19 protein-coding genes are annotated in these 19,544 nt (G+C 39.6%); 11 read left to right on the top strand and 8 right to left on the bottom strand.

The window, feature by feature from the left end:
- Positions 1-2: 2 nt before the first annotated feature.
- The 8 genes from mrdA to lipA all read left to right on the top strand — a co-directional run bounded on the left by mrdA (position 3) and on the right by lipA (position 8,226).
- The gene (mrdA, locus tag GARC_RS05290; protein WP_039988821.1) at positions 3-1,931 is read left to right on the top strand and encodes a penicillin-binding protein 2; all 1,929 of its coding nucleotides are present in this window, start codon (positions 3-5) and stop codon (positions 1,929-1,931) included.
- On the top strand, positions 1,931-3,049 hold the full coding sequence (rodA, locus tag GARC_RS05285) for a rod shape-determining protein RodA (RefSeq protein WP_007617531.1): 1,119 nt from the start codon (positions 1,931-1,933) through the stop codon (positions 3,047-3,049). The genes mrdA and rodA overlap by 1 nt, the downstream gene beginning before the upstream one ends.
- A gap of 21 nt (positions 3,050-3,070) precedes the next feature.
- A complete protein-coding gene (mltB, locus tag GARC_RS05280; protein WP_007617516.1) occupies positions 3,071-4,069 on the top strand; it encodes a lytic murein transglycosylase B in 999 nt (332 codons plus the stop codon).
- A 7-nt stretch (positions 4,070-4,076) separates the two neighbouring features.
- On the top strand, positions 4,077-4,889 hold the full coding sequence (locus GARC_RS05275) for a septal ring lytic transglycosylase RlpA family protein (protein WP_007617514.1): 813 nt from the start codon (positions 4,077-4,079) through the stop codon (positions 4,887-4,889).
- A 244-nt stretch (positions 4,890-5,133) separates the two neighbouring features.
- Positions 5,134-6,306 carry a serine hydrolase gene (locus GARC_RS05265; RefSeq protein ID WP_153810870.1) on the top strand — a complete coding sequence of 391 codons (1,173 nt, stop codon included), beginning with the start codon at positions 5,134-5,136 and terminating at the stop codon, positions 6,304-6,306.
- 35 nt (positions 6,307-6,341) lie between these two features.
- Positions 6,342-6,605: a DUF493 family protein YbeD gene (gene ybeD / locus GARC_RS05260; protein ID WP_007617509.1), complete on the top strand. Its 264-nt coding sequence runs from the start codon at positions 6,342-6,344 to the stop codon at positions 6,603-6,605.
- An 18-nt stretch (positions 6,606-6,623) separates the two neighbouring features.
- Positions 6,624-7,271 (top strand): lipoyl(octanoyl) transferase LipB, encoded by a 648-nt coding sequence (gene lipB / locus GARC_RS05255; RefSeq protein ID WP_007617506.1) that lies wholly within the window; start codon positions 6,624-6,626, stop codon positions 7,269-7,271.
- The gene (lipA, locus tag GARC_RS05250) at positions 7,264-8,226 is read left to right on the top strand and encodes a lipoyl synthase (protein ID WP_007617504.1); all 963 of its coding nucleotides are present in this window, start codon (positions 7,264-7,266) and stop codon (positions 8,224-8,226) included. Before lipB ends, lipA begins: the two co-directional genes overlap by 8 nt.
- 70 nt (positions 8,227-8,296) lie before the next feature.
- Here lipA and GARC_RS05245 read toward each other — a convergent pair whose 3' ends face one another.
- Entirely contained in the window at positions 8,297-9,742 is a 1,446-nt protein-coding gene (locus GARC_RS05245; RefSeq protein ID WP_007617502.1) for a phosphohexomutase domain-containing protein, read from the bottom strand.
- 35 nt (positions 9,743-9,777) lie between these two features.
- Complete coding sequence (locus tag GARC_RS05240; protein WP_007617499.1) at positions 9,778-11,199, bottom strand: mannose-1-phosphate guanylyltransferase/mannose-6-phosphate isomerase; 1,422 nt, start codon at positions 11,197-11,199, stop codon at positions 9,778-9,780.
- Between the two features lie 238 nt (positions 11,200-11,437).
- Here GARC_RS05240 and tcdA point away from each other — a divergent pair, with 238 nt between their 5' ends.
- The gene (gene tcdA / locus GARC_RS05235) at positions 11,438-12,247 is read left to right on the top strand and encodes a tRNA cyclic N6-threonylcarbamoyladenosine(37) synthase TcdA (RefSeq protein ID WP_007617497.1); all 810 of its coding nucleotides are present in this window, start codon (positions 11,438-11,440) and stop codon (positions 12,245-12,247) included.
- Here tcdA and GARC_RS05230 read toward each other — a convergent pair.
- Positions 12,244-12,888 (bottom strand): hypothetical protein, encoded by a 645-nt coding sequence (locus GARC_RS05230; RefSeq protein ID WP_007617495.1) that lies wholly within the window; start codon positions 12,886-12,888, stop codon positions 12,244-12,246. The two genes, tcdA and GARC_RS05230, sit on opposite strands and share 4 nt — an antisense overlap.
- Positions 12,889-13,030: 142 nt before the next feature.
- On the opposite strand from GARC_RS05230, the gene GARC_RS05225 reads away from it, so the two are divergent.
- Positions 13,031-13,444, top strand: a complete 414-nt coding sequence (locus tag GARC_RS05225) for a hypothetical protein (RefSeq protein ID WP_007617493.1) — start codon at positions 13,031-13,033, stop codon at positions 13,442-13,444.
- Positions 13,445-13,463: 19 nt separating this feature from the next.
- Here GARC_RS05225 and GARC_RS05220 read toward each other — a convergent pair whose 3' ends face one another.
- The 5 genes from GARC_RS05220 to GARC_RS05200 form a co-directional block, all read right to left on the bottom strand.
- A complete protein-coding gene (locus GARC_RS05220) occupies positions 13,464-13,961 on the bottom strand; it encodes a DUF2919 domain-containing protein (RefSeq protein ID WP_039988819.1) in 498 nt (165 codons plus the stop codon).
- A gap of 46 nt (positions 13,962-14,007) precedes the next feature.
- Complete coding sequence (locus GARC_RS05215) at positions 14,008-15,804, bottom strand: GGDEF domain-containing protein (RefSeq protein ID WP_052151469.1); 1,797 nt, start codon at positions 15,802-15,804, stop codon at positions 14,008-14,010.
- A 103-nt stretch (positions 15,805-15,907) separates the two neighbouring features.
- The gene (locus tag GARC_RS26915; protein WP_007617486.1) at positions 15,908-16,111 is read right to left on the bottom strand and encodes a hypothetical protein; all 204 of its coding nucleotides are present in this window, start codon (positions 16,109-16,111) and stop codon (positions 15,908-15,910) included.
- Positions 16,112-16,334: 223 nt separating this feature from the next.
- The gene (gene ggt / locus GARC_RS05205; protein WP_007617484.1) at positions 16,335-18,056 is read right to left on the bottom strand and encodes a gamma-glutamyltransferase; all 1,722 of its coding nucleotides are present in this window, start codon (positions 18,054-18,056) and stop codon (positions 16,335-16,337) included.
- A gap of 90 nt (positions 18,057-18,146) precedes the next feature.
- Positions 18,147-18,596, bottom strand: coding sequence for an Lrp/AsnC family transcriptional regulator (locus GARC_RS05200; protein WP_007617482.1), 450 nt, complete (start codon positions 18,594-18,596; stop codon positions 18,147-18,149).
- Between the two features lie 369 nt (positions 18,597-18,965).
- Between GARC_RS05200 and GARC_RS05195 the strand changes: the two genes are divergently transcribed.
- The gene (locus GARC_RS05195; RefSeq protein ID WP_007617480.1) at positions 18,966-19,538 is read left to right on the top strand and encodes a DUF7010 family protein; all 573 of its coding nucleotides are present in this window, start codon (positions 18,966-18,968) and stop codon (positions 19,536-19,538) included.
- Positions 19,539-19,544: the final 6 nt, after the last annotated feature.

Here is a 19,544-nt window from a genome sequence, read left to right as displayed (position 1 = left end):
ATTTGCCGTCACCACGTATCCTTATAAAAGACCATTCAGCAGAAGCAAACCTTTTTGCAAGGCGTACTTTTATTGGACTATTAGTGGTATTTGTAATGATAGGCATGGTGTTGACAAATTTGTATTATTTACAAATAAGTCGCTTCGAAGATTACCAAACTCGGGCAAATGGTAACCGTATAAAAGTATTACCTGTCGCCCCAAACCGTGGCTTAATTTATGACCGAAATGGTATATTGTTAGCAGAAAATCGTCCTGTTTTTAGTCTACAAGTTATTCCAGAAGATATTGAAGATCTAGAATTAACCATCAAGGCACTAAGCAGCTTGTTAGATATTGACGAAGAAGATGTCAGTGACTTTTATAAAGATTTAAAAGGCACAAGGCGATTCAAGCCGGTTAACTTAGTCAACCGTTTAACATCTAAAGAAGTCGCACTATTTTCTGCTAAACAACATAAGTATCCTGGGGTATCTATCGAAGCAAGACTCGCTCGCTATTACCCTTATGGGAGCGCACTTACCCATGTATTAGGTTACGTAGCTAAAATTAACAAAAAAGATTTACAGAAACTCAGTGAAGCGGGATTTGAAGCAAACTATGCAGCCACTTATGACATAGGTAAAAGAGGCATAGAAAAATACCACGAAGAGAAGCTCCACGGAAAAGTAGGATTTCAAGAGGTGGAGGTAAATAATCAGGGCAGGATAATACGAATATTAGACTTCAATCCACCAGCTCCTGGTCAAGATATAGTGTTAAATATCGATATGAAATTGCAACTTGAAGCGGAAAAGGCCTTTGATGGAAAAAAAGGCTCTGTTGTTGCTATCGATCCTCGAGATGGCGGTGTATTAGCCTTATATAGTAGTCCTAGTTACGATCCCAACCTGTTTGTGCACGGTATCAGCAGTAAGAATTACAAAAAATTACTGACCACAGATCGCCCTTTGTTTAACCGAGCTACCCAAGGTCAATATCCGCCAGCCTCAACGATTAAACCGCTTTTAGCATTAGCTGGACTTGAAGAAAAAGTCATCACACTTGAAAGCGAGATTAATGACTATGGAAAATATAAGTTAAAAAATGTTGAACGTGTATGGCGAGATCATAATCCATGGGGCCATGGTAAGGTGAACGTCACTAAGGCAATCGAAGTGTCCTGTGATATATTTTTCTATGATATGGCTTATAAATTAGGCATAGATCGGATCAGTGAAAATATGAACGAATTTGGGTTTGGTGAATATACAGGTATCGATTTACATGAAGAAGCCGATGGCATTATGCCAAGCAGGGGGATTGTCAAAGCCTTGTTTAATCGCCCGTGGTATATCGGTGATACCATCAATATAGGCATAGGACAAAGTTACTGGACTGCTACACCTATACAACTCACTCAAGCAATTACTACTTTGGTCAATAAAGGTAGACGAATTATTCCACAAATTATTCGCGGTAATATGCAAAATGATGCAGTAGTAGTACAGGATATAAAAGAAAGGCGTCCCATAGCCATAAAAGACGAGCACAATTGGGATATCGTATTGGATGCCATGTACGGTACAGTAAATCGAAAAGGCTCTGCACGTAAAGCATTTAGAGGGGCTCATTATATCTCGGCAGGTAAAACCGGTACAGCTCAATTAGTCACTATCGGTCAAGACGAAAAATATGATGCTGAAAAGCTCTCCAAGAAAAACCGCGATAACGCTATGTATGTGGGTTACGCCCCTTTCGACAAACCTCAAATAGCTGTTACTGTAGTGTTAGAAAATGCAGGACACGGCGGCGCTGAAGCGGCACCTATTGCTCGTAAAATGATGGATAATTATTTTAAGGGCCAAACATTTCCTAAACATACAGTCATTGAGTATCTTGGGCAAGAACAAGAGGAGCTTGAGCTTACCCAAGCTGAGGTGCAACTCTAATGATGAGAACTAAGCTAGCTGCAAACAGTCGCACTTTTTTACAGAGAATACATTGTGATAGTACGCTATTGATTGGATTACTGGTGTTAATGGCGGTAGGTTTAGTGACTATTTATTCAGCTGGAGGCCAAGATATTGGGCTAATTCAAAGACAGCTAACACGCCTTGGATTGGCTCTAGGGGTGATGTTCGTTGTGGCACAAATACCCCCTATGGCTTATCAGAAATTGTCCGTTTATTTTTACGTTATTGGCATCGCCATGTTAATTGCCGTCCTAGTGATAGGTGTATCCAGTAAAGGGGCTCAGCGCTGGATAGATTTAGGGGCATTTCGCTTTCAGCCTTCTGAAATCATGAAACTAGCAGTGCCTATGATGGTGGCCTGGTATATTACCCGATTTAACTTGCCACCTAAAACTTGGCATATATTAGTTGGCTTTGCATTGGTTGCAGTGCCCACCTTATTGATTGCACGTCAGCCAGATTTAGGCACCTCACTTTTGATTGCATGTTCAGGCGTTTTTGGACTGTTTTTAGCTGGCATGAGCTGGCGCTTTATATCCTTTGTTGCTATTGCTATATCAGCTTTCACCCCTATTATGTGGACGTTTTTGATGCAAGATTATCAAAAACAAAGGGTTCTGACTTTTCTCAATCCTGAAAGTGATCCTTTAGGGGCGGGTTATCATATTATTCAATCGCAAATTGCCATAGGTTCAGGAGGTGCACAAGGTAAAGGTTGGTTACAAGGCACTCAGTCACAGCTGGAATTTTTACCCGAACCTCACACTGATTTTATCTTTGCTGTATTTAGTGAGGAATTTGGTTTTTGGGGCGTGGTAGGACTGTTGTCTATTTATGCCTTTATTGTAATTCGCGGCATGTTAATCGCTGTAAAGGCGCAAGATGCATTTAGTAAAATTTTGGCCGGTAGTATTACTCTGACCTTTTTTGTTTATGTGTTTGTTAATATGGGCATGGTTTCAGGTATTTTGCCTGTCGTTGGCGTCCCTTTACCTTTGGTTAGTTATGGCGGTACGTCTATGGTGACCTTACTAGCAGGTTTTGGTATTTTAATGGCCATTAGCACTCAAAAAAGAATTATGTCTCGAGAATAATAAGAGTTTTTAGGAGAAACTATGCAGTTGTTTAGATCATTTTTGACATTAGGTTTGTGTTTATCAGGCTTTAGTATTCAAGCCTCGCCAGTAGATCTACAAAAGCAGTTTATTGATTTGATGGTTAATAAACATCAGTTTGATCGTAGTGTGATTGAATCAACTTTAGCAAAAGCCAACAAAAATGAAGCCATTTTAAAATCTATTGCCAAACCTTGGGAAGCCAAACCTTGGCATCAATATTACCCCATATTTCTCACCGAAAAGCGCCTAACAAAAGGTTTAGCATTTTGGCAAACCCACCAACAAACATTAGCTCGTGCAGAAGAAGAAACCGGTGTACCCGCTGAAATCATAGTTGCGATCATAGGTGTAGAAACATTTTATGGAACATATACCGGTAAATATTCGGTTCTAGATGCACTGGTCACTTTAGGTTTTCATTATCCACCTAGGGCCAAGTTTTTCCGCAAGGAGCTAGCGGAATTGTTTTTATTGGCTAAAGAAGAAAACTTTGATATCACCGAGCTTAAAGGTTCCTATGCTGGGGCTATGGGGTGGGGTCAGTTTATCTCCTCTAGTTATCGTCATTATGCAGTAGATTTTGACGGTGATGGGGTACGGGATCTATTAAACAATCCTGCTGATGCTATTGGAAGTGTCGCCAATTATTTCAAAAAACATCACTGGAAGGCCAATACCGATATTGCCTATAAAGCACAAGTTAGCGGTAGTCAATATTCGGAATTATTATCAAAATCACTTAAGTACTCTCATAAATGGGCGCAGTTAGAAGACGCTGGCGTAAGTATTACTGAGCCCAACTTAAGTAAAGATATGAGTGTCAAATTGTTCGAGTTTGAGCAACCCAATAACAAAGAATATTGGATAGGTTTACCTAATTTCTACGCTATCACCCGCTATAACCACAGCCCATTGTACGCAATGGCGGTATTTCAATTCAGCCAACAACTCAAACAAGGCTTCGACTCAGCAACTTTAGCTAAAGTAGACAATTAGTCCTGCCATGATAAATTTTAGTCGTTGCCTTTGTTTTATAGCTTTAGTTCTGATTATCGCTGGTTGCGCTCCTAAAGGGCGTTATAATCAACACCACGACTCAGCACCTAAAGTTGTTCCTGAAAAGGTGACTAGCCATGATGCAGTCGCTAAATATGAGACATACGCCACAGCTAACTTGCGTCCATATACCATTAGAGGGATACACTACAAGCCGCTCAACACCGGCAAAGGTTTCAGCGATAAAGGGCACGCCAGTTGGTATGGCCAGAAATTTCATGGTCATCAAACAGCTAATGGTGAAATTTACGATATGTACCAAATGTCGGGGGCCCACAAAACCCTGCCATTGCCATCTTTTGTGCGTGTTACCAATTTAGAAAATGGCAAACAAGTAGTGGTTAGAGTTAACGATAGAGGACCTTTTCATAGTGGTCGAGTGATAGACCTCTCTTATGCAGCGGCGTTAAAATTAGATATGTTTAAAACAGGCGTAGCTGAGGTAAAAATCGACGTTATCCACGTAGATCAAGAAGGACAAATCACAGTAGGACGCTCCCCTATTATCAAAAAAGAGACCAGTATTAGTAATAATCAACGGGTCTTTATCCAAGTCGCGGCTTTACAAAACAAAACACAAATAGACAAGATGGCCAGAGGTTTAAAAACTTTATATCAACGCCCCTACAAAACCAAATTTGAAAAAGGCATTTATAAGTTACACCTTGGGCCCATGACAGACGAACATGAGGCAGATGAGTTGCTTAGCGTTCTTAAAAGTAATGATTACCCTGGTGCATATAAAATCTACTCCGATTAGTCACTATTGATTTGTCACTCTTCTTGGTTAAACCTTGAGTAAACTTAAACTTTTTATAATAATTTGAGTCTCACTTTATTGTAGCTGACAAAATCTCCCATATTATTGAGGATTAGTCATTAGTTGAGCAGCAATTTAACCTTCAAAGTGCTATATTGCGGGGCAAAATTTGAGGTCATGATTTATGTTGGATAAACGTATCTAAGACTTCTATTCTTACAACATTTTCAAAAACGGTAGTTTAATGCTTAAACCAATAACGTCTTTCAGTTCTCTCGTAAACAGTCTAGTCCTGTTTTTATGCATATTTTCAGCTTCTGCTGCTGTGGTTATTCCACCTGCACCAAGTGTCTCAGCTAAAGGTTTCATATTAATGGACTTCCAAACTGGTAATGTCATAGCGTCGCAGAACGCTGACATTCAGTTACCGCCTGCTAGCTTAACCAAAATGATGACCAGTTATGTCATTGGTATGGAACTCGCTAACGGTAATATCAAAGAAACTGATTTGGTAACTATTTCTGAAAATGCTTGGGCGAAGAATTTCCCAGACTCTTCAAAGATGTTTATCGAAGTAGGCAAAAAGATATCGGTAGCTGATCTCAACCGCGGTATTATCGTGCAATCTGGTAATGATGCATGCGTGGCAATGGCAGAACATATTGCAGGCAGCGAAGATGCTTTTGCTAGCATGATGAATATGCATGCAACCAAACTTGGCATGACCTCCACACATTTTGTTAATAGTCATGGCCTGCATGATGGTGACCACTACACTTCGCCAAGAGACATGGCGATATTATCGGCAGCTCTGATACGTGACGTTCCAGAAGAATATGCAATCTATGCAGAAAAAGAATTTACTTTTAATGATATTAAACAATATAACCGCAATGGCTTATTGTGGGATAAAAGCCTGAATGTTGATGGCATAAAAACAGGTCATACTTCAGATGCGGGATACAGCTTAATTACCTCGGCTTACCAAGGCGATATGCGTTTAATATCAGTTGTGATGGGCACAGACAGCGAGCGCGCACGTAAAGTTGAAAACAAAAAATTACTCAAATACGGTTTCCGATTTTTTGAAACTATTACCCCTTATAAAGCCGGTGATAGCTTCGTAACTCATCGTATTTTTATGGGTGACAAAGAAACTGTCGACCTTGGTATTTTGCAAGATACCCCAATTAATATTCCTCGTGGCCAAAGCAAAAATTTGCAAGCTAACTTTAAGTTAGATAAAAACTTACAAGCTCCCATTGCCAAAGGCGAAGTAGTCGGCAAACTGTACTTACAAATTGAAGGTGAAGATATTGCTGAATACCCCTTGGTCGCTTTACAAGAAGTAAAAGAAGGTGGGTTTATCGACCGTATGGTTGATTTTGTCAAATTACAACTTGGCTTTGATAGTTAATTACACTGCCGTTTTATTAAATATTCGAGAGAAAGATGGACACAAATTTTGATCAACTGCTGGATTTTCCATGCCAGCAAACCTTTAAAATCATGGGCATTGCCCATGAACGTTTGCCAGAAGATGTCATTTCTTGCTTACAGGTTCATGCGCCTGGCGATTACGCGCCAAAAGTAAAACCCAGTTCAAAAGGTAATTACCACTCTATTTCACTTAGTATTACAGTTACCAGTAAAGCTCATATGGAAACCCTTTATGTCGAACTTGCAAAACTGGAACTAGTAAAAGTTGTTCTGTAGAGTGTGTTTGTCTGCAAAATGCCAATTAAATTAATAGTCAGGCAATTAGGCGTTCAAGCTTACTTGCCCATCTGGCAGGCCATGCAAGACTTCACCAATAACAGAGACGCTACAACCGTCGACGAGATATGGTTAGTTGAACATCAAGGGGTTTTCACCCAAGGCCAAGCGGGTAAAGAAGAACATCTGCTGATGCCTGGCGACATTCCAGTAGTTAAAGTCGATAGAGGTGGCCAAGTCACCTACCATGGACCCGGGCAACAAATGATGTATGTGCTGCTTAACCTTAAACGTAACAAATTAGGTGTAAGAACCTTAGTCACTGCATTGGAAGAGTGTGTGGTTAATACACTAAACGAATATGCTATAAATGCCTATCCTAAAGCAGATGCCCCTGGCGTCTATGTTGATGGCAAAAAAGTCTGTTCAATTGGACTGAGAATACGCAAAGGTTGCTCTTTTCATGGTTTGGCCTTAAACGTCAATATGGACTTAAGCCCGTTTAAACGGATAAATCCCTGTGGTTATGCCGGTCTGGAAATGGTAGATTGCGCACAACTTAATGGTCCTGACACACTTGTTGAAGCAGGTACCAAACTGACTGATCATTTATCAGCCTTATTAGGCATAAAAAACAAAGAATACAGAGAAGGTTTTAATGACTAACGCACGCTCGCAAGCCGGAGTAAAACTTCGGGATGACGAAAAAGTTAAACATATCCCTATCACCATCATGCCAACTGAAAAGGCAGAGATGTTGCGTAAACCTGCGTGGATCAAAATAAAGCTGCCGCGCAATACAGACAAAATTGACCATATAAAAAACACCTTACGCAAAAATAATTTGCATTCGGTGTGTGAAGAAGCCAGTTGCCCTAACCTAGCCGAATGTTTTAATCACGGCACTGCAACCTTTATGATCTTAGGTGATATTTGCACCCGTCGATGCCCATTTTGTGATGTGGCACACGGAAAACCTTTACCTCCTAGCGCAGAAGAGCCAATAAAGTTAGCCAAAACCATTGCCGAGATGAAGTTAAAATATGTGGTGATCACCTCTGTTGACCGCGATGACTTACGTGATGGTGGTGCTCAGCACTTCGTAGATTGTATCGCCGCTATTCGCGAGCATAGTCCTGCGACTAAAATAGAAGTGTTAGTGCCCGATTTCAGAGGCCGTATGGACAGAGCCCTTGAAATACTCAAGATAAGCCCTCCCGACGTTTTTAATCACAACCTTGAAACTATCCCACGTTTATACCGGGAATGCCGACCAGGTGCTAACTATCAATGGTCGTTGGACCTACTCAAGAAGTTCAAACAGCAGCACCCTGATATTCCCACAAAATCAGGCCTAATGATGGGCATGGGCGAAGACAAACACGAAATAACCGAAGTATTAAAAGATTTACGCTCACATGATGTAGAAATGCTGACCTTGGGGCAATATTTACAACCCAGTAAACACCACTTCCCATTAAAACGTTACGTACACCCTGACGAATTTAATGAACTTGGTGAAGTAGCCAAAGAATTAGGCTTTAGCCACGCAGCTTCTGGCCCTATGGTACGTTCTAGTTACCATGCAGATAAACAGGCTGCTGGTGAAGAAGTGAAATAATATTTAAGTTATCTAGAAACCAAAAAGCCCAGTTAAATCGCTGGGCTTTTTAGTTTTTGTTCGTGACAGGTTATTTCAACAATGCCAATAATTCAGCGGTTTTTTGTTGCATCAATGCAATATCGGCTCTGGATTCAACATTTAATCTAACCACAGGTTCAGTGTTAGATTTGCGTAAGTTAAAGCGCCAATTTTCAAACTCTAAACCAATACCATCGGTGTAATCCACCACTGTGGCACTGGCTTCATATTTATCCAATACAGCTTTAATAGAGGCATCAGAATCGGCTAGGGTACTGTTAATTTCACCTGAAGATGGGAAGGCAGCAATACGTTCTTTTACTAGCTGCGACAAGGGCTTTTGTGTGGTGCACAACAACTCAGCAACCAACAACCATGGGATCATGCCTGAATCACAATAGGCAAAATCACGGAAATAATGATGAGCACTCATTTCACCGCCATATATTGCATCATCAGCGCGCATACGTTCTTTTATAAAAGCATGGCCAGTTTTACTTTTTATCGGTACACCACCTGCTGCTAAAACAATATCTTCGGTGTTCCAATAAACTCTAGGGTCATAAATAATTTTTGAACCTGGTTTTTTATCCAAAAAGGCTTTAGCAAGCAAACCTACAATATAATACCCCTCAACAAAATCACCTTTTTCGTCGAACAAGAAACAGCGGTCGAAATCGCCATCCCAAGCAATGCCCATATTGGCAGTGTGTTCGATAACAGCATTAGCGGTATCTGCCCTACTCTCTGGCAATAAAGGATTAGGAATACCATTTGGAAAAGTACCATCAGGTTGATGATGCACTTTGATAAACTCAATCGGCACGTTGGCCGCTTCTAAGGCACTTTGAATAGCATCTAATGCGTCACCCGCCGCACCATTACCCGCATTAACTACCAATTTTAATGGAGTGATGTTGTCTGTATCAATATAAGACAACATATGGGCGACATAAGGCTGCATATTGTCTAAAACACTATACTGACCCGTTATCTTTAATTTATCGGCTTGCACCGAGGCCTCACCTTGAATAAATGCTTGTTCACTGACCAAGCCATTCGAATAAAACTCAAGCCTAGCTTGAACATCAACTTCTGCATACGTTTCAGCCAAATCACGAATAGCGTACAAACCAGTATCGCCACTGACAGGTTTAGAGTCAGTTTTAACTAATTTCATACCATTATAATCAATAGGGTTATGACTAGCTGTGACTTCGATACCGCCATCAACACCAAGATACTTAGTGGCAAAATAAATTTCTTCGGTACCTGTAATACCTAAATCGGTGACTGTTGCTCCGCCATCGATTAAACCTGTTGATAAGGCTAACTTCAATGGCTCAGAGGTTAATCTCACGTCTCCACCAACAACCACTGTTTTAGCCTGCATATACTCAGCAAAGGCACGGCCAATGCGATAGGCCACTTGTTCATTTAGTTGTTCAATTAATTTACCGCGTATGTCATACGCCTTAAAACATGTAATTTTCATAAAATCTCTTATGTATAAGTCACAATCAACTATGTCTATTTGGTTTCGATACGGCCGTAACGGTCAGAAAAACGCACAATGTCGTCTTCACCTAAATAGGATCCTGATTGCACTTCGATAAGTTCCAGCGGTATACGCCCAGGATTTTCCAATGCATGTACCACACCTATTGGAATGTAAGTCGATTGGTTCTCAGATAACAACAATGTTTGCTCGCCATTAGTGACTTTTGCGGTACCTGAAACCACAATCCAATGTTCCGCTCTGTGATGATGCATTTGCACTGAGAGTTTTTCGCCAGGTTTGACTGTAATTCGTTTTACTTGGAACCGTTCACCATTATCAATAGAGTCATAACTACCCCAAGGTCTAAAGACTTCGCGATGGAATTCCCACTCAGGGCGATGTTCTGCTTTAAGTTGATTAACCACATTTTTGATGTCTTGCACTTTATCTTTATGGGCCACCAACACCGCATCTTTGGTTTCGACCACTACAATATCGTCTAAACCCACAACAGAGATAAGGCGTTGTTCAGAATTGATATAACTGTTGCTGACGCCATCAAGAATAGCATCGCCGATCACCACGTTATTGTTCGCATCTTTTTGCTTGGCTGTTTCCCATAATGACGACCAACTGCCCACATCACTCCACCCTGCATCAAGTGGCACCACACAAGCAGAATCCGTTTTTTCCATTACGGCATAATCGATGGAATCATCAGGGCAAGTAACAAAAACCTCAGCATCTACACGCACAAATTCTAAATCTGCGGATTCAGAGGCAATGGCTTTTTTACATATTGCCAGCATCTCAGGGGCATATTTTTCAAGTTCTTGGAGGTAACGACTAGCTTTAAACATAAACATGCCGCTGTTCCAATAATATTCGCCAGAATCAACATACTGTTGTGCCGTGGCTAAATCTGGTTTTTCAACAAAGCTGGCCACATCAAAACCAACATCTGCACTGGCAACCTTGTCGCCACGTTTAATGTACCCGTAACCTGTATGGGCCGAGTCGGGCACAATACCAAAAGTGACTAATTTACCTAACTTGGCTAACGCTTCGGCCTGAGTGATAGCTTTATGAAATTCTGATGCATCATTTATCAAATGGTCGGCGGCTAAAATAAGTAAAATCGGATCTTCACCATTTAGCGAAGCATGCAAAGCAGCCAAAGCAATAGCCGGTGCGGTATTACGTCCCATTGGTTCGAGCAAAATACCACCGTGCTGAATATCTTGTTGACGAAGTTGCTCTGCGACTAAAAAGCGATGGGCATCATTACAAATAACAATAGGTTGGTCGGCATCTGTGCCCGCTAGCCTTGCGATAGTGTCTTGCAACATAGTCAAATCACTGGTGAGGCTTAGAAACTGCTTAGGCAAAGCCGCTCTTGATTTAGGCCACAAACGACTACCACTTCCACCAGCTAAAACAACAGGTTTCATCACACATTCCTTTTGGATTATTCTTACTTCTTAAAGCAACAAGATTGCTGCAATTATATATCTGAATAGTATTAAAGCTTGGCCGGTTATTCAATCAAGAACACCAAAGAAGCCAACTTTAATCTAAATTCAATAAAGAGAAATTGACTTGAAAAAGATAACAGACTCTATTGGAGTTATGCACCACGCCACTGATACAATAACAATCCGAATAAAATTGTTTTATTAATGTGAGTTTATGGATCAGCAGCAAGTAACCGAGCAACGTTTTGGTGGCACTCAAAGACTATATGGATTATCAGGAACTGATATTCTACGCAATTCACATGTCTGTGTTGTGGGCATTGGAGGTGTAGGATCTTGGGTAGCTGAAGGATTAGCCAGAACCGCTCTTGGGCATATCACTTTGATTGACTTGGATGACATTTGTGTCACTAACACCAATAGACAAATCCATGCACTGCAGGATACTGTTGGCGAAGCTAAGGTCGAAGCCATGGCTAAGCGGATCACCCAAATTAATCCAGCTTGTGTGGTCACTCAAATCGAAGATTTTGTGACCCCAGATAATGTTTCAGAATTACTCAATAATGGCTATGACTACGTTGTGGACGCTACCGATAGCATAAAAGCTAAGGCGGCTATGGTTGCCCATTGTAAGCGTAATAAAATCCCAATCATTACCATCGGTGGCGCTGGCGGACAGATTGATCCCACCCAAGTTGCAGTGACAGATCTCAGTAAAACCATCCAAGATCCTTTAGCGGCCAAATTACGTTCGGAACTACGCCGATTTTTTAACTTCAGTAGCAACCCCAAACGACGTTTTGGTATTGATTGTGTGTATTCGACTGAACAGCTTCGTTACCCACAAGCTGATGGCAGTGTATGTATGAACAAAACTCTGACTGACGGTAGTGTTAAATTAGACTGTAACAATGGCTTTGGTGCAGCAGTGGCGGTGACTGCCACATTTGGTTTTGTTGCAACTGCAAGGGTAATTGACAAGTTAATCAGTAAACATAGCCAAGTAAATCAGCAGCCTTAACTCGCTGTTCTATACTTTTTATAGTCTAAAAACAAAGCGACACTCAACCAAATACTGACAGCTATGACTAAAAACCAGGTGTTTTCTGCCATTTGCATAACTTGTTCACTTAATACTGACGTTCCCAAAATAAGCAATAAATAATACGGCAAGTTTAATAATCCAGCCCAAAGTACCACTTTGGGCGATTGCTGATTTGCCCCTTGAGCAAACATAAAAAATGCCAGAGAATTAATATGTATCATCGCCACTAACAACTTTTTAACTGATAACTTTGATTGGTTTGTTTTTACCTTTATCTCCTCCTTTGCAAACTTTCTACCTAAAAAATAGTTAATACATGACCCTAACGTTGCCGCTATAACCATGGCTAATGTTAACAAAAGTATGTCTTGCGGCTGTGGTTTAGATAATACAACTAACACCACAGCAAAAAATTGCCCAGGGAAGTAAAACCCAACATAAACAATAGATTCCAACAAAATAATCAATAAAATAAGTAAATAGAAATAGTCCTTAAAATTCCCGTGAATGCTCTGCAATAACTCTAGCCCCGAAGGGATCACCCCATAAGAAACTAAAACAGCTAACAGGCATAATGCGGTCAGCGCTGATAAGGGTAAAACAAAAGAATACTTCAAAAATGAACACACCTATTTTTAATTAGTGTTGCTTTATACGAAAACAACCGCCAACAGATCATCCAAGCAAATTACATTTCTAATCGACAAATTAGTAAATAAACAACACAATAGGCTTATAGAAGGCAGACAGAGACATAATATGCTAATGACATCGGCAGAACTGACAGATTTAATGATAGACAGCGCACAAAATGCGGTAACCACCACCGAAGATGAATTTAATCTTACTTTGGATGGCACTGAAAAAAGTATCGATCAGGTAGATGATGTTATTTTAAGTTGGTTAGGCCGATATAAAGATCAAGCCTTAGAAGAAAATGCGGTGTTTACCATTTGTAATATCTACGGAGCTTATGTAGGCGAAATATTTCGCAATAAGGTGGGTGGCAACTGGGCTTATGATGAATCCGATCCTGACGCACCTTATGTAGTACTGAACTATGCAGGCAATACTTATGCATTTGCGGGGATTTGTTACCAACGCTTGGTAAATGATAGTCAAATCAGTGTCAGAAGTTATTACGACCAAGCACTAGCTAACAATATCCAATAACATGGCTAAGCCAGTACCTCTAAATCATTGGTTTTACTGGTGTTGTCGGAATAGATTTTTTCCAGTCCTTTAACATCAATTGTGTATGTTTGTCTTTTACCAAAAAATAAACAATTAGCGAATCAAGCAGTAATGTGACGGCAATGACCCATGAAAATTGCCAATATTTCATGCTGGCCAGCATAATGTGTAAGCCTAAATCTGCCAATACAGAAAATATTAATAACGGTTTAATACAAGAAAACATCCAACATCTATCTGCATTCCATATTTTTTCTCTAAAGCCTAAAAGCAGCAATACTAAAAAAGCCGGAAAAGCGATGGCGAGGCTGATATAAAGATACTGTTTGTCAGGATAAAACAGTGCCAACAACTGTTCACCATTTTCTCGAACTGAAACTGAACCAACTAATATCAGCAAACTTCGAGATAAAAACGCGATACAAATATATAAAGACACAGCAGGTTTCACTCTGCCGGCCTCATCGTAATATTTTAGAGGCAGTAATATTTTCATTAATATGGTTTTATGAACTTATAGATTTTAAGAATAAAAAATATGCTTATGCCTTACGCAAAACACTACGAATTTCTGCTAACACCTCGTCGGCATCAGATAGACTGGTGACCGAACTATATACGTGCATATTCGAGAAAACATCAACCTTTTCTCTATTGCCAACTTTAAAGTTTACGTCAGTTAAGGCTTTTTGAATTCTTGAGAATAACTCTTCCGCTATCACATTTTCAATATTGACTAAACACACAATAAACTGGTCTGCGCCTACACGGCCAACAATGTCTTTTTCTCTGGTTACTTGCTTTAAACATTCTGCGACTTGTTTCAAGGCTAATTCACCAACCTTGTAGCCATACTGTGCATTAATAGCAGTAAAGTTACTGACATCAATTAGGGCCAGTGCATTAACCTTGTCATCTATCGGTGCTTTTACTTTTTTAATTTGAGTTACGACTGAGTGTTCGTTAAACAATCCCGTAAGTGGATCAGTGGCTAATTTGCGCAAATAACTTCGGCCTACAGTTAGATAAACTAAAACGATCAAACCTAGAATAGTCATTAACACCAACAAAATGATCTGTAAGCGCTGCTCTTTGGCTTTGGTTAAATGAGTTTCTAAACCAATAATTTCATTGTGCAAATTAGCCGCTCCCAAAACACGGGCTGATTGCTGTTGTTTTTTAATCTTTTCTAGCGAGATGGAGAAGTAGTTATCAAAACTAAGCTTAGCCGCTTCAATATTTCCCAAAAACAAATGAGCTTTAACCAAAAAAGCTGCGTAGTGAAGATGATTAGATAAGCTAGCTGGCATAGCCAAGTTAGTATCATTTTGTTTTTGTAAAAATTCACTCACACATATTCGATCTTTATCATGCAAACAGAGCGCAGCTGCATACCAATCATATAAAAGGTTCATAGTCTTTTGAGATATTTGTTTTAGAAACACATTCCAGCTACGCATACTATTGCGTAAAGCTTCAAAATCGTTAGTGCGATAAGCTTGGCGGCTTTGTGCAAAGTGAAACAAGCTATTACTCAATGGCGTATTAATTTTTAAATTGCGCTTTCCTAATTCCTCAATCATCAATTTTGCATTCTCATAATCACCACTGCCAGTGTAAGAAGTAATAAGACTGATCAAAGGGGCAATTTGGTTTTTCTCTTCATAGACCTTTAAACCAAGTTCATAGGTTTTTTCATACTGCTCAGCTGCTAGGGCTCGCTGGCCGATAGAGGCGTATAACAACCCAATATTATTATGGATATGGGCTATTGACTCTAAATCGTCGCTCTCAGAATAGGATTTAAGCAAGGCAAACAAACGCCCAAGTTTAATACCTATATCTTGCTTATCTTGATCACAAACGGTGATAAGTCCAAGTTGCGAGCTTAAATAAACATCAGCAAATTTGTCTTTCGCCAATTGTTCAGACTGACGATAATAATCACATTTTTGCGGACTTTCCTGAACATCAAAAATATAACCTAGGTGATAATACACACTGGCATAGCTCTGAGAGTTTTGAGCCATCAGAGGATCTGATAACAGATTTTCAAGTATCATTTGTGCTTGATCATTCTTGCCAACACAAATCAACCATTGCGCTTTATGCACTTTTAACTTAATAAGTTGTTCTGGCAACACACTGCGGCGCTTAATATATTCGTCGACTTGTGGAATAAATTGATCATCTGGGCAGTTATAGGTAGAAACCTGAATACTTTGAATAAAGTCGTCTATTTTGTCGGCTAAAACACTTTGAGAATAGGTAACAAAAAACAAGCCAATAAACGAGGCTCTTGAAATAAGGAGAAAAGGAAAAATTAGAATACACTTCATATTCGGTAACCATAATTGTTACCAGAGATTTTTTCCAGTTCAATTCACCTCAAAATAAATAAAAAAATAAATTTAATCCCAGACCCACAAAAACTTCTTAGTATTATCGCGGCAATAGGTTACTTGATAATTTTTCCTTAAACAGATTACGACTATCTAAATCATTTTTGTCATGGCACTGCAATCCAGTGCCAACAAGTTCAATCGTTTGAGTACTTGTCAAAATATTTTGTGAATAAGCCACTTGAGCAAACTCACAACAAGACAAAATAAAAAATGCGACCCAAAACAACTTTTTGTTAGACATGCCCTACTCCTTTATTTAATAGATAAAATACAAACGAACTTTGTTTATATTTTATCTATATAGAGCAAATCTAAAGCCAAGTAATAATAGGTAACATTTTCAATGAGTTATATTTCACACCCAATTTCATAGTGAATAAAATCGCTAATTAGTGTTCAATTTAACTAAATTTTGTGTGATCACTAAAATCTTCTAAAACATACTAAGAAGCCGCCCTTAGCGACTAAAATATTATAGATTTTCCGCGTCCATTAGCTTCCGAAGCTGCATCAACTTTGCCATCTTTGTTTAGGATGACATGCATATCTCCAAAGCGACGGTTACTCATGGTGTAGCCCATTTGTTCTAATTCAGAAATCACAGCAGGATCAATTCCATCATGGTAACGAATAACATCTTTTGGTAATAATTGATGATGGAACCTAGGTTTGTTGACTATATTTTCTGCGCTCATAGAAAATTCCAAAGCATTTAGAATAGACAGATACACCGAACTTATAATAGTGGTGCCTCCGGGTGAACCCGTTACAAAAACAACCTCTCCATCTTTTAGAACCATACTTGGTGTCATAGATGACAACATACGTTTTTTAGGTTGAATTTCGTTGGCTTGACCGCCTACCGCACCAAAGACATTGGCGACTCCGGGTTTTGCGCTAAAGTCATCCATTTCATCGTTCAACAAAAAGCCTGCCCCCTCGACTACTACACTGCTACCGTATCCAAGATTAATAGTAGTGGTATTCGATACTGCATTGCCCCATTTGTCCATCACTGAAAAATGAGTGGTTTCTTCGCTTTCTTTTAGCCCAGGTTTGATTAATTCAGTCACTGAAATTTTATCTTTCAATATTGTTTGACTACGCATTGTTAGATATTTATCTGCAATTAAGCTTGCAACAGGCACTTCGACAAAATCTGGATCACCAAGATATTCAGCACGGTCTGCAAAAACTCGCTTACCAATTTCTGCTAATAAATGTAGATATGCAGCAGAGTTGTGAGTCAGTTTTTGTTGATCTCGCGTTAATATGTCGTACATCTTCAACCATTGAATAATAGCGATACCACCAGAGCTGGGGGGAGGTGATGTAAGTAATTGATATTCCCGCCACTTGGCACTTAGAGGTGTACGAGACTTAGCTTCATAAGACAATAAATCTTTTTCTGTCACTAAACCGTTTTCCTGACGCATAAAGTCACTGATTATTTTAGCTGTTTGGCCCTTATAGAAACCATCTCGCCCTTGATCACGAATACGTTTTAAGGTGTCTGCCAATTCTAATTGCTGAAATACCTCATTCGCTTTTGCTGCTGCGAAATAATCTTTAAAGTTCACTTCAAAACTACGTTTTTCTAATCTAGCTATATGCCTTTCAATAGAACCAGCAAGTTTGGGGTGTACCTTAAATCCCTGTTCTGCAAGATTTACGGCTGGTTGTACTAATTCTTTCCAAGGCAAACTGCCATGCTTTTCATGGGCTAACCACATACCTGCGACAGTACCTGGTACACCAGATGCCAAAATACCTATAACTGATTGATAAGGGATAACGTCACCGTTTTCGTCCAAATACATATCTCTATGAGCAGATAAAGGGGCTTGTTCGCGATAATCGATAAAATCAGTTTTTTTATCTTTATACACCAACATAAAACCACCGCCACCAATATTGCCAGCTTCAGGCAAGGTTACGGCTAAGACAAATTGTGCTGCAATTGCGGCATCGACAGCATTACCGCCTTTTTGTAAAATCTCTTTAGCTACATCTGCACTGTAACTATCAGGCATAGCCACAGCGGCTTGCATTTCTGTGGCCGTATCTGTGATCCTAGCTGCTTTTTGTGTTTGTTCGAGCTGCTCAGTGCATGCAAAAAAACATAGACTTATGAACGCTAGAATAACCTGGCTCATAAATTTATATGCGGTTGTCCCAATTGGCATTATTAACTTCCTCTTAAAATTTAAATCATTACTAAATTAGCCATAAACACTTTTTATTTAGGTGAATACGCAAGCCTAAATTAGGCAGTCTTACACTGGCAGTGCGGTAGTATATTTAATTTGTTCCATCGCGAAACTCGATGTCACGTCAGACAAATCAATTCCGCCCACCAATTTCTTATAAAATACATCAAAGGCTTGCATGTCTGCTACTACTACTTTGAGCATATAGTCATATTCGCCGCTCATGCGGTAAAATTCGACAATTTGTTCAATGTTTGTGGCGTGATCAGCAAACTTTTTTAGCCAATCAGAATCATGTTTAGCCGCCTTAACTTGCACAAAAACTGTCATGCTTAGGCCAATTTTTTCAGGATTAAGCAAAACAACACGTTTATCAATAATGCCTTGTTTTTCCAAAGACTGGATCCTTCGCCAACAAGGAGTAGTACTTAAACCGATTTGTTCTGCAATGTCTGCCACCGATTGAGTTGCGTCTTTTTGCAACAACCTCAGTATTTCACAATCTAATCTGTCCATAACTTTTAATATCACTTTATCCGGCTTGAATAGAATATTTTTCTAACATATCAAATTATTACAGAATTATATGTAATTAAATTCCAAATATCACATGTCACAATACTCCGCAAACACTACAGAGCTCATATAGTTATCACAGTCAAGGAATTGGGCAAAAAAGGGGCAATATACAAAACCCGCTCAATTATAGATAAAAACCCTAATCCGCTAATGCTGGATCAATTTGCCAATTAAGCTAACCCTGATATACATTTTAATAATACTGCACAAGAAATATGCCGCGATACGCCTTACGGCAAGCAAGGTTGATATTTTAGTACTGGGTTATTTTTGGACTAAGACAAGTCGACTAAAAAGTCATGACAAATGAACAAAAAAAACACCCAACCCCTTGAAGAGCAGCGCATTGCTTTTAGCAAAAAACGTTTTCTCGCAATGCCTCTAGCAGGCAGCATAGTGTGGACTGTTATAGGTATAATTGGCGCAACAATATCACCTGTGTGGCAAGTTTGGTCTGTATGGATCGGTTGCGGAAGCATTGTGTATTTGGGCATGGCGTTAGCGCCAATTTTGGGCGAGGATTTTTTCAATAAACAAACGCCTAATAACGCATTTAACCATCTGTTTATGGTTGGACTGGTGATGGCTTTATTAGTATTTTCGTTGGCCCTTCCATTCGCAATGCAAGATTACACCTCCATTCCTCTGACGGTTGGGATATTAAGTGGTTTAATGTGGATGCCCTTTTCATGGGCGATACAACACTGGGCTGGTTACTTTCATGCCATTAGCCGCACTGTTTTGGTTTTGAGTGTTTGGATAATATTTCCAGAACATAGATTTGTAGCTATACCGGTTGTCATAGTAGTAATTTACATTATTACTATGCTGGTACTTGAACGCAGGTATAAAGCAGTCAACTGTTTACACGAAGAATAAAACGCA

The organism is Paraglaciecola arctica BSs20135, from assembly GCF_000314995.1.
Lineage (GTDB): Bacteria > Pseudomonadota > Gammaproteobacteria > Enterobacterales > Alteromonadaceae > Paraglaciecola > Paraglaciecola arctica.
Note: the sequence above shows the minus strand (reverse complement) of the source record. Positions and strands in the feature narration are given on the sequence as shown.